This is a genomic window from Verrucomicrobiota bacterium, assembly GCA_037139415.1.
Taxonomy (GTDB): domain Bacteria; phylum Verrucomicrobiota; class Verrucomicrobiia; order Limisphaerales; family Fontisphaeraceae; genus JBAXGN01.
This window is the reverse complement of sequence record JBAXGN010000245.1, coordinates 1-9,600: the sequence shown is the minus strand read 5'-3', so window position 1 is coordinate 9,600 and position 9,600 is coordinate 1. Positions and strand designations below refer to the sequence as shown.

Sequence of the window (9,600 nt, the reverse complement as noted above, 5' to 3'; positions counted from 1 at the left end):
CGCGAGCGAGGCGCATACCCGTCCCGACCTGTCGGGATAACGAGCGAGCAACGAAACCAGCGGCTCAAAGGACCAGCGAATTAGTCTCATCTTGATAGCGATTTGGAATAAGCTTCCCCCAACCGTTTCAAAAAAATGCCGGGATAGCGTATGCTTCCCGGCATTTTTTGTTCCGCGCCGCAACACAGTTCAGAAACCGAAACCCAACCCGCTTACTTGCGATTCAGGAAACCATCCAGCGTCTGGGCGGCCTTATTGGCCGCCTCGCTGGCAATCAACTTTTGAGCTTTGTCACGGAGATTGGCGACCGTCTGTTGGTGTTCCGGCGTCAACTGGGTATTGGCCAGTTGTGTAAGCAGGTTTAGCGCGTCCTGGCCGCGTTTATCATTGATCAACTGGCGCGCTTGATCCAGCAGCGCCGTGGTCTTTTGGGAAGCGCTTTGCGCCACGGTGGACGCTTGGGCGGACACTGGATTCACCACCGGATCAACCGCTTGGGTGGCGGGAGCGGCCGTTGGCGCCGGACTGCCTGTCAGGTTTATTCCGGAGATCGTCTTTTGGGCCGATGCTTTCAAATCAGCGACCACCTTATCCGCTGCGGCTTTGGTGTCGGCTACGGCTTTAGTGGCGACCACTTTGGCATCCGCGGCAACTTTATTGGCGGTAACCTTGGCATCGGCCGCCGCCTTTGCCGCCACCACTTTGGCTTCGGCGGCGACTTTGTCCGCCGCCACTTGGGCATCCGCCGCCGCTTTCTCCGCGACCACTTTGGCTTGCTGGGCGGCCTTGTCCGCATTGGCCTTGATATCCTGGGCCACCGTTGAAGCGGGCGGTTGAGACGCCGGAGGAGTGGTCTGCGTCGTTGGGGTTTCGTTTTTTCCACAGCCGAGCAAACAGCCCAGGCTCAGCGCCAGCCCCAATCCCATATAATTCGTTTTCATAAGCATATATTTCAATTTGTTGTTTCCAATTTCAAACTCATGTATCCGCTCGCTTGGCGGACGGATACCACCGGTCATCAATGTGGCAAAAATTCCCGCCTCAGGCAATCCTGAATCGCAAATGCAATTTTGTTAAAACCGACGGTTGCAGAGCGCGGCGTCTTTGTTTAGGTTACCCCCATGTTACGTGGGCTGATCAAGATGCGCGTGTGGTGGGCGCTGCCGCTGGCAATGTTGCTGGGCGGATGCCTGCCGTCCAGCGGACCGTTGGACGAGCAGAAGGATCCGTATTTTCTCGCCGGCAAAGCCCACATGAACAGTTACAACTTCAAAGCGGCGGTCGAGGCGTTTGAAAAGGCGCTGGAGACCAATCCCCGCTCCGCTTCCGCGCATTTCGAGTTGGGCCTCCTGTACGAACAAAAAGTCTCGGAGGAAAACGCCCCCGCCGTCGCCATCTACCATTACACCCGCTTCCTGGACCTGCGCCCGGAATCCGAACACGCCACGTTCATTCGCGAGCACATCAAAAACTGCAAACAAGAGCTGGCCAAGCCGTTGGCGCTGACGCCGGGCTCGCCGCAAACGGTGTTCCATGACCTCGAAAAATTAAAGGCGGAAAATTTGCAGTTGCGTTCGCAAATGGACGCCTGGATGGCCTACGCAAAAAGCTTGCAAACGTCCGTGCCCGCCGGTTCTCCGCCGCCCCCGCTGGTGCCAGGCTCCGTCCAACCGCTGCCGCCTTTGCCGGTGCGCTCCAATATCCCCGCGCTGATGCGGCCCATCAGCAGCACGACCAATGTGACGCAAGCCACTCCGCCCGCAACCACGGCGCGCAAGCACAAGGTGCAAAACGGCGAAACTCCGGCGGCCATTGCCAAGAAATACGGCCTGAGCACCACCAAATTGATGGAAGCCAATCCCGGTGTGGATGCCAAGCGCTTGAAGATCGGCCAGGAATTGAGCATTCCGTAAGCCCGCTTGTTTAAAAACGCTGGCGTGCCACCGGTCGGCGGCACCAAGTGAAAACTGCATCCGGCCTTGCCCGAGTTTTACGAGGCACACATGTTCAAAATCAAGGAACACACTTTGCTGGTCCTGATCACCCTTTTCTGGGTGGTGATGAACGTGCTGCTTTGGCGTGCAGAAACCCAGGCGCCCGGCCAGGCCGGTGCCGCTATCCCGGTGGCGACTGTCTGGCACAAAATGCTGGAGGCGCAAGACGCCTCCTCCCTGGATATCTATTATCACGCGCAGCGCCTGGGGGTATGCCGTTGGGGGACGCGTGTGCTGGCCGTCCCGCCCGCCGGTTCTGCCGGAGCGGAAACTGAACTCGAAGGCATGGTGCGTAAGGTATCCGGTTACCGCGTGGACTTTGACGGCAGCCTCCTCCTGAAAGACGTCGCCATTTCCACCATGTTCTTTTTCCATCTGAACTGCGATACCAATCACGCTTGGCGGGAAATTTCCCTGCGGTTGCAGGCCCGTCCATCCAGTGTTGAAATTCGCGCGGATGCAACCAAAGAAACCCTATGGTTCAAGGCGGGTGATGGCGATCAAACTACGGAACGCACCTATCGTTTTAGCGAGCTGCAAAATCCCCAGGAACTCATGAATGACCTGGCTGGTCCGCTGCCTGCCACATTACTGACCGCCTTCGGCCTGCCGCAATTCCTCACCACCACCAATTCCGCATCTCACCAACCGCCCGCGCTCGACTGGCATGCCAGCCAGACCACGCTGCCGGTGGGCAAAACCAGCCTCCGGGTTTATCAATTACGCGCACGGGTGATGGAGAATTACGAAGTACTGGTGTATGTGGGCAAGGCCGGCGAAGTGTTGCGGGTGGAATTGCCCGGCGGCGTGCGTATGGTGAATACGGCGATTGGAATACTGTGATTTATTATTATTGGAACTCTCGGCAAATCACAAAGCCGTTTTAATCCCTGGTCCACCTCCGCCATGTTACCAGGGAAGGCGTTTAATCTCCGTAGAATTTTGGCATTGTCCACCCCAGCGGAAAAAGGATAGCCGCCTGGTAGCGTATTTTCAAATAAGACGTAGCCGATCGACGTCAGTCGGCGCTGATATTATGCCCGCAAATACCATGAGAAGCTTTGGCTTTCAGAACTGCGTCATTATTTAAATCGCTCTAAATTCTTTCATCCCGTTTGGGGATGATCGATTGCCCGGAAGCCTGCCGGGGCTGAACCCGAAGAGTTCGCAGCCAGTAGCCGGTGTCGTCCGGAGGGGGAAGGGGCCGGACCACTGGTAAACCGTTGAAAATTGGGATTTCGCCCCACAGGTAGGGTTGTTCAGCAGAATCAATACTATGGGCTGATAGTCATATAAACGTTCTGTTTACTGATCAGGGACGTAAAACCAGTGGAGAAAAAGCCTAGCTGACAATTTCCTAATTCACGGCCCTAACTGCTCCGGTTATCAGGTTTGTAATGCGCATTACCTGCGTGTTACGGACTTCCTGATTGAGCCAATTATTCTATCCGATTTTAGGAAAGGCCAATTCTACATAATCCCCAGGGTTGAGTGCGTTGACCGCCGCTGTGATTTCCTTGAGATGGTTTTGCAGGCGTGGCCAACTGGTCATGGGTAAAACCAAAATCGCTAACCGGCGTCCAGCAAGGTTTTGCTGGTAGCGGAGATTCTTGTCGGTAGTAATGAATGCGGAAAAAGTTTTCTCTGCTGCCGCAAGCAAATCACCGTTCTGGAAATTCGCCCAGCCCATTTCGTACGCAGTGGAAACATCATGGTCGGATAAAGCAAGCCGCAAAGGAACAGGCGTGCCATGATCGAAAAGGATTTTCATGCTGGTTAAACGTGAATCAACTGACCAGCAGGCTGTGTTCAGCGTGTTCGATAACGGCCGCTACCTGTTCGCGCGTCACACCGGGAAACCAAGCAAGAAAATCATCCACGGTTGCTCCGTCTTCTAGGTTCTCGAAGAGCGCAACAACGGTCACGCGCGTACCTTTAAACAACCAGGCCCCGCTTACCTTACCCGGAACGCGTTCCACAGCACTACATTCATTCCAATCCAGCATCAACATAACTTAATGGAAAATGCAGACTCGGCAAAGTAAAAAACTTGGGAAATGGGGAATGGAGACGAACCTCCTTTCGTTTACAAATCCGCCGGATTTAAACGGTTACCCGCAGAATCTACAGGGTTGGGGTCACAAAGACCACCAGGCTCCTGGCTGGTTTGACCTTGGTCGGTGGTGCCAGCGTGACGGTGTTGGGGTGAACGACTGATAAGAAATTGGTTTTGAGTACGCTTCATGCTTTCACTTGTCGCGTTGCGGTAATTGGAAGCTTGGGGGCAGAAGTTGAAATCACCCCGAAACATGCTAAAAACGCGAAAGCTGAAAGCCGAAATAACTTTGGCAGAAAAATACGACCGAAGAAAATAGAAGTTTGGAGTCAGGAGTTTACCACTCGATCTGAGTCATTATAGGTTGCTCCTTCTCGATTCAAAAGGAGGCATCATGAAAAACAGAAAAACCTATGAATGACCCCGGCGATAGCCTTTAACTTTACGTAAAAATATCATAACAGGCCAAAGCCAGCGGGCTTAACGCCACCAGCGCCAGAATAATCCCAACGCCCAGCAACCTCGCAAAGCGTGGACTGCCGCTTGCACGCAGTGCGCCATAAAGTCGAAGCAAGGACAGACAGGCTATAAGGGTAAGAGGCGTACCAAGAAGGAAACTGCAAAGGTCGTAAAGAGCTCCTTGGGGAGCGGCAATCAAAAGGTAACCCAAAGCCAAGCCCCCCACGATAGCACACGCTTTCAACCAGTTCAGTGACGTGGTAATCCGCTGCGCCAGTTCAATGTCTGTGGGTGGTGCCTCTGGCGGTGCCGGTGCTGGCGGACGCCACCTTGGATGAAGGATCTTCACCTGTGCCCGGACAACCCGCCCTGCAAGCATCACGCCGGCACCAATTCCAAGCGCGACCGAAACCCCCCACCAGGACAACCACCGCTCACCCTTCATAATTTCACCTCCCACAATACATGCGATGAGCATAAAACCGTTATTCAACAAAAAGTCGGCCAGTTTATCAATGGCCTCGGGTTCAAGCCTCCAAGCTCGGCGCAGTGTGGAAGCACTGGCTAAGATCTGGACAGCGAGTATTATCACCACGCCAATTATCCCTGGCCAAGGTTCGTGTCCTCGAATTATTGCCCATTCCCAGCAGTACCCAATAACGACGCAAGGCAAGGCGACCAGTATTGCCGCCCCCATGCGGACCACAAATTTTGGATTCATTGATTTCATGCTGCTTAATGTGCCCCGCCGTGCGTCGAGATGAACCAACCTAGGTAGGCAACCGTTGCCAGGGTGATCGCATACAGCAATATTCCGTACACGGTGTTTTTGCGCCGGAAGATAGCCACACTCAACCCGCGCAGAAGCGCCAGCAGGGCAAGCAGCGGAAAATACGGACCCTGGACAATGCGCAGGTGGCCGTCGTCCATCCACCGGGTGGCCGCCCAGCTCAGCAACGCAACCAACGCCATAAGCACAATGGCTATGCCAAACCAAAAAAGACTTTCGCTCCGGGCGACCGTGGCTTCATTGCGCAAAACCCGGAGCAGCCGGCAGACCAGGTAATAGGTTATCGTCCCGCCCAACAGAACCAGGCAGACGCCCAGTAAATGCCACACCAGGAGCTGTCCCCAATGTCGCCCCCAATTGCTCCATCCATCCCAATAATCAATGACCTGCGAGACATATTTGCTATCGAAGACCGCCATAACAATCAACCAGGTAAAGCTTACTCCCCACCAAAACCTGGCCGGCCACAATGCCATGTTTTCCACGCCGGGAGAATCCTCCGTAGATTGGGGCGCTGCCGCTCTGGATCGCAACACGGTTACCAGGCTTCCACGGACTTCCGCCAAATCCTCCATGGCCAGCGGCGTCTGTGTTCCTGAACTGTCATCAGATCTGAGGTCGCTCATACGTGTAATCCCAAGGCATATATTTGCAGGCCGTAAAAAGCCAGGGCAATGCCCAGCGGCGTTTCGGTAGTGCGGATCTGGGTCAGGTTCGAGTTTGCGACCGGCGTTTGAGCGCCGATATCCGGACTCGGGTTCGTATTCATGTTTTTTCTGTTATAATTTTTCGCCCCCCCCCCACGTCACCCGACGTGATGCGTCGCGAATCGTTGTTTCTAGTCAGATCCCATATCAGTGCTGTTTATTATCTCCATTAGACGATGTCAAGTTCTCTTTGGATCATATTTTCTGCGGGATGCCGCACCGTAAGTATCTGGCCCGGCTCATTCATCAACAACTGCTCCACAAAAACTCAAACTACTCTCTCCGGCAATTCCTGACCTTTGATGCGATGATTCGGGAAGTTACAGTTATCCGCTTGAATTTTTTTCTGTTTTGCCTTGACAGGAGTTTTTTTAGGATTAGTAGCGCGACTATGAATAGTAATTATTACTATTTCTGCGGAGTATCGTATTCTCTTGCCGTACGGCCACTGGGTTGGGCCGATGGCTGGAAATCACTGCTGCGCGGCGAAGGGCGAACAGCTCCGGGTCGGGAACCCGCCCTGTCCGGTCATTGAAGGTTCGGCTCCGGTATCAAAACTATGAAAACCAGCCCGTTCCCTGCGACCATGACCCACCGGGTAGGAGCCGCCAGCATTGCGAGCTTGCTGGCGTTGCTGTCGCTCTTGCTGCTGCCTGTCGTGGTACAAGCCCAATTTACTTTCACAACCAACAACGGCTCGATCAACATCACGGGCTACGCCGGGCCGGGCGGCGACGTATCCATCCCCAGCGCGACCAATGGCTTGCCGGTCACCACTATTGGGACCAATGCATTCTCTTATTGTGCCGCCTTGACCAATATCACGATTCCCGACAGCGTCACCAGCATTGGAGAATGGGAGTTCTCCCACTGTGCACTGACCAGCATCATCATCCCCAATATTGCTGCACCACTTCTAAGCGTAGCGGGAGGCGGCTTGATCTTGGGCGCAGCAGTGATATTGTTTCCCAAAAGCATGAGAGAAATCATAATCGCCGGCATGCTGCTCATGCTTGCGAGTGGGGGGGTGGGGTATGTGAGTTTGGTGAGTACGAACGGCAGCAAGGCGCATTGGCAGGAACTGGAAAATCCAGCGGATAAAGTGTATTTCCAAGGCTTCTCGGTGAATACCAAGTTGCTGTTGCCGTAACAGAAAGTATCAGTTTAAAAGGGGTCAAACTCGAACAATGACTCGCAAGTTTGACCGCCAGGAACCAAACAATGGGGACCATGATAACCATTCCAGTTTATGCCCCGCCCGAATCGCAAGTGGTGGCCAAGATCACCGATGCCTTGGGACAATCGAATGCTTGGGTGTACGGGACCTGAGACCTCAAGACCTTGCTCCTAACTCCTGACTCCAATCTCCTATCTTCTTCAGTTTTATTTTTCTGCCCGTTCATCTTTCTGCAAAAGGAATTTGTTCCCAATTTTTTTGCCATGCTCGGCTTCCCATTTCACCGCACCGCGACAAGTGATTATGAAACGTGCCCCAAATCAATTTCTTATCAGTTTTTAATTTCCTATCAGTTTACCTGCCAGCTTCAGCACCTTTTCCTGCCCATTGGCCAGGGTCAAACGCAGTTCGTTGCCCGTCAACTGCGCTCCGGTAACCGTACCGGTTGCGCCTTGCCGGATCGGACACAGCACATAAGCGCTCACCACTTTGCCGCTGCCGGTCTTGCGATAGATGGCCGTGGGGATCGGCTTGATGGCACCGTAGCCGCCACGATCCGGTAACCAGCCTTGCACCACCGGCTCTTTCTGCCCCTTCACAATCTGTACCGTATCCACCCCCACCCCGATAATCGTCAGGTTCGGACCTTTTTCCCCGGTGGAAACTTTTAGCCCGTCCACCACCGCTTCATTGGCGTCAATGTGGAAAAGCGATTGATACTCATGGGCTTTGCCGTCGCGCGATTCCAATTCGTCCAATACCACGAACAGGTCTGGCTTGAAAAAGTACACGTGCCGCACTTGCCGCGCCACCCGCGCGGCGCTGGCGCCATAACCTTCCTCATAGACCGCGACGGCGTGGTCGAACGTGTCGTTGCTCTCCCAAACGTGGGGCAACGGCTGCTTCACCACGTAGGTTTCCTTGGGTTCTTTGCGGCGGTTTTGATCCTGGCCATCCACCAGCACCACATTATGCGCGCGGCTGCTGAGCACATAGCGGCGCCAATCGCTGGCATCGTATGTGTACACCCCGCCCTCCACCAGCAAGGGCCGGCCGTATGCCGTCAGGATCACGCTTAATTTATCCTCGTGCTGATGGCCATACCCAAACGGCCCGCCATCCATGCAGAGCCAGACGGCCTCCCGCTCCCAGCCGCTGCGCATCACGAATTGCCCGGCGTAGGGAAACAGGTGCGAGGTGTGTCCGGGCGCTTGGCCGGCTTTGCCCTCCGTCGCCACCCATTTGAAATCGTCTCGCTGGGGGAATAATTGGCTCCCTTTTTCCAGCCACCGCACCACATCCCCGGCGCCGGAATCATTCAGCGGTGCGGTCTGCCGCGTGGGCTGCATGGAATAGAGAAAATAATCAAACATGCGCTCCATCTTGCCCAGGTAGTCCTTCGGCACGGTAAAACCGGTGAACGGCACCAGGCTCACCGGGCCTAGAAAATTTTGCACGGTCACGCCGTGGTAACCCGGCGCCAGTTCTACCTGTGCGCCGTCCGGATACACCTGGACATCCAGCTCATGGTACAAACGGTCCAGCGCCGTCTGCCGCCACTGCGCGGCCTCCTTGAATTCCGGGAACAGCGCGCCGCAATGATACAGCCCGTTGGCTTCCATGGTCAGCCAGTTGCCGCTGGTGTGGAATTTCGTCAGGTACCGGCCATGCTCCAGAATGCTGGTCAGCAGCAAAATGAGCGCGTCGTCATCGAATGCCTTGGCGGCCAGCAACCGGTGATACATCTCCGGCCACACGCTGCCAGTGCGGATACCGGCCTCGATGGTGCGCCAGCGGGATGTCGGCCTATTGGCCGCTTTCTCCATCGGCACGGGACAATCGCGCACCCAGCTTTTTAGCTCGGCCACAAATTCGCGCGCGTATTTCTCATCGCCGGTATGGTAGAAGGCCCGGCTCAGTTCCAGCCAGGCGGCATGCCGGCTCAACTGCCACGTCCATTCGTGGTTGCGTGGCCAGCGGGAATCGGGCTGCGTGGTGGGATTAAACGCCCAGTCAATCTGCTCGCCGAACTGCCATTCGATGCCGATGCTGTTGAACTTGTGCGTCAGGGCCTTCTCGGCCGTGCTGCTGCGAAATTTTGGATTATCCTTGATCGCCAGCGGGTTAAACTCCCAACCCGGTTTCGGACGGTGGCGCAGGTATTCCGCCAGCGCGTGACGCGCTGCCCCCAAATCCTGCCGCTGTAGTGCCGCTTTCACGGCGGACAATTCCGCCCGTTCCAAATCCAGGGCGGTAAAAAACTCCGCCGCCGTTACCCGTGGCCCGTTGACTGCGGGAGCGGGTGCCCCCAGTCCGGACATCGCCAACGCCACGAACCACAGAATACAAATATTGCGCATCTGCCTAGCAGCCTGTCGGACTTAGAAAAGCAGTTTTTTTAAGAAGCCCGGACATAA

Annotated in this window: 10 protein-coding genes; 3 read left to right on the top strand and 7 right to left on the bottom strand. The window is 55.1% G+C overall.

The features are described 5' to 3' along the window. Positions 1-212 precede the first annotated feature (212 nt). Positions 213-941, bottom strand: a complete 729-nt coding sequence (locus tag WCO56_27035) for a hypothetical protein (GenBank protein MEI7733256.1) — start codon at positions 939-941, stop codon at positions 213-215. 180 nt (positions 942-1,121) lie between these two features. On the opposite strand from WCO56_27035, the gene WCO56_27030 reads away from it, so the two are divergent. Beyond that, the gene (locus tag WCO56_27030) at positions 1,122-1,913 is read left to right on the top strand and encodes a LysM peptidoglycan-binding domain-containing protein (GenBank protein ID MEI7733255.1); all 792 of its coding nucleotides are present in this window, start codon (positions 1,122-1,124) and stop codon (positions 1,911-1,913) included. A 66-nt stretch (positions 1,914-1,979) separates the two neighbouring features. Next, the gene (locus WCO56_27025) at positions 1,980-2,837 is read left to right on the top strand and encodes a hypothetical protein (protein ID MEI7733254.1); all 858 of its coding nucleotides are present in this window, start codon (positions 1,980-1,982) and stop codon (positions 2,835-2,837) included. Positions 2,838-3,438: 601 nt separating this feature from the next. Here the strand turns inward: WCO56_27025 and WCO56_27020 are convergent. From WCO56_27020 to WCO56_27000, 5 genes are all read right to left on the bottom strand, one after another. Beyond that, entirely contained in the window at positions 3,439-3,765 is a 327-nt protein-coding gene (locus tag WCO56_27020) for a hypothetical protein (GenBank protein MEI7733253.1), read from the bottom strand. A 16-nt stretch (positions 3,766-3,781) separates the two neighbouring features. After that, positions 3,782-4,000, bottom strand: coding sequence for a DUF433 domain-containing protein (locus WCO56_27015; protein MEI7733252.1), 219 nt, complete (start codon positions 3,998-4,000; stop codon positions 3,782-3,784). 492 nt (positions 4,001-4,492) lie between these two features. Next, a complete protein-coding gene (locus tag WCO56_27010; GenBank protein ID MEI7733251.1) occupies positions 4,493-5,239 on the bottom strand; it encodes a hypothetical protein in 747 nt (248 codons plus the stop codon). A 5-nt stretch (positions 5,240-5,244) separates the two neighbouring features. Further along, positions 5,245-5,925, bottom strand: coding sequence for a hypothetical protein (locus tag WCO56_27005; GenBank protein ID MEI7733250.1), 681 nt, complete (start codon positions 5,923-5,925; stop codon positions 5,245-5,247). Further along, positions 5,922-6,068, bottom strand: coding sequence for a hypothetical protein (locus WCO56_27000; GenBank protein MEI7733249.1), 147 nt, complete (start codon positions 6,066-6,068; stop codon positions 5,922-5,924). The genes WCO56_27005 and WCO56_27000 overlap by 4 nt, the downstream gene beginning before the upstream one ends. Positions 6,069-6,565: 497 nt before the next feature. Between WCO56_27000 and WCO56_26995 the strand changes: the two genes are divergently transcribed. After that, positions 6,566-7,156: a leucine-rich repeat domain-containing protein gene (locus WCO56_26995; protein MEI7733248.1), complete on the top strand. Its 591-nt coding sequence runs from the start codon at positions 6,566-6,568 to the stop codon at positions 7,154-7,156. Positions 7,157-7,521: 365 nt separating this feature from the next. Here WCO56_26995 and WCO56_26990 read toward each other — a convergent pair whose 3' ends face one another. Beyond that, on the bottom strand, positions 7,522-9,543 hold the full coding sequence (locus WCO56_26990) for an alginate lyase family protein (protein MEI7733247.1): 2,022 nt from the start codon (positions 9,541-9,543) through the stop codon (positions 7,522-7,524). Between the last annotated feature and the right edge of the window lie 57 nt (positions 9,544-9,600).

Coding starts and splice junctions, on each gene's coding strand:
- WCO56_27020 (MEI7733253.1), bottom strand. CDS start 3,765: ATGAAAATCCTTTTCGATCATGGCACGCCTGTTCCTTTGCGGCTTGCT.
- WCO56_26995 (MEI7733248.1), top strand. CDS start 6,566: ATGAAAACCAGCCCGTTCCCTGCGACCATGACCCACCGGGTAGGAGCC.
- WCO56_26990 (MEI7733247.1), bottom strand. CDS start 9,543: ATGCGCAATATTTGTATTCTGTGGTTCGTGGCGTTGGCGATGTCCGGA.
- WCO56_27030 (MEI7733255.1), top strand. CDS start 1,122: ATGTTACGTGGGCTGATCAAGATGCGCGTGTGGTGGGCGCTGCCGCTG.
- WCO56_27010 (MEI7733251.1), bottom strand. CDS start 5,239: ATGAAATCAATGAATCCAAAATTTGTGGTCCGCATGGGGGCGGCAATA.
- WCO56_27005 (MEI7733250.1), bottom strand. CDS start 5,925: ATGAGCGACCTCAGATCTGATGACAGTTCAGGAACACAGACGCCGCTG.
- WCO56_27015 (MEI7733252.1), bottom strand. CDS start 4,000: ATGCTGGATTGGAATGAATGTAGTGCTGTGGAACGCGTTCCGGGTAAG.
- WCO56_27000 (MEI7733249.1), bottom strand. CDS start 6,068: ATGAATACGAACCCGAGTCCGGATATCGGCGCTCAAACGCCGGTCGCA.
- WCO56_27035 (MEI7733256.1), bottom strand. CDS start 941: ATGAAAACGAATTATATGGGATTGGGGCTGGCGCTGAGCCTGGGCTGT.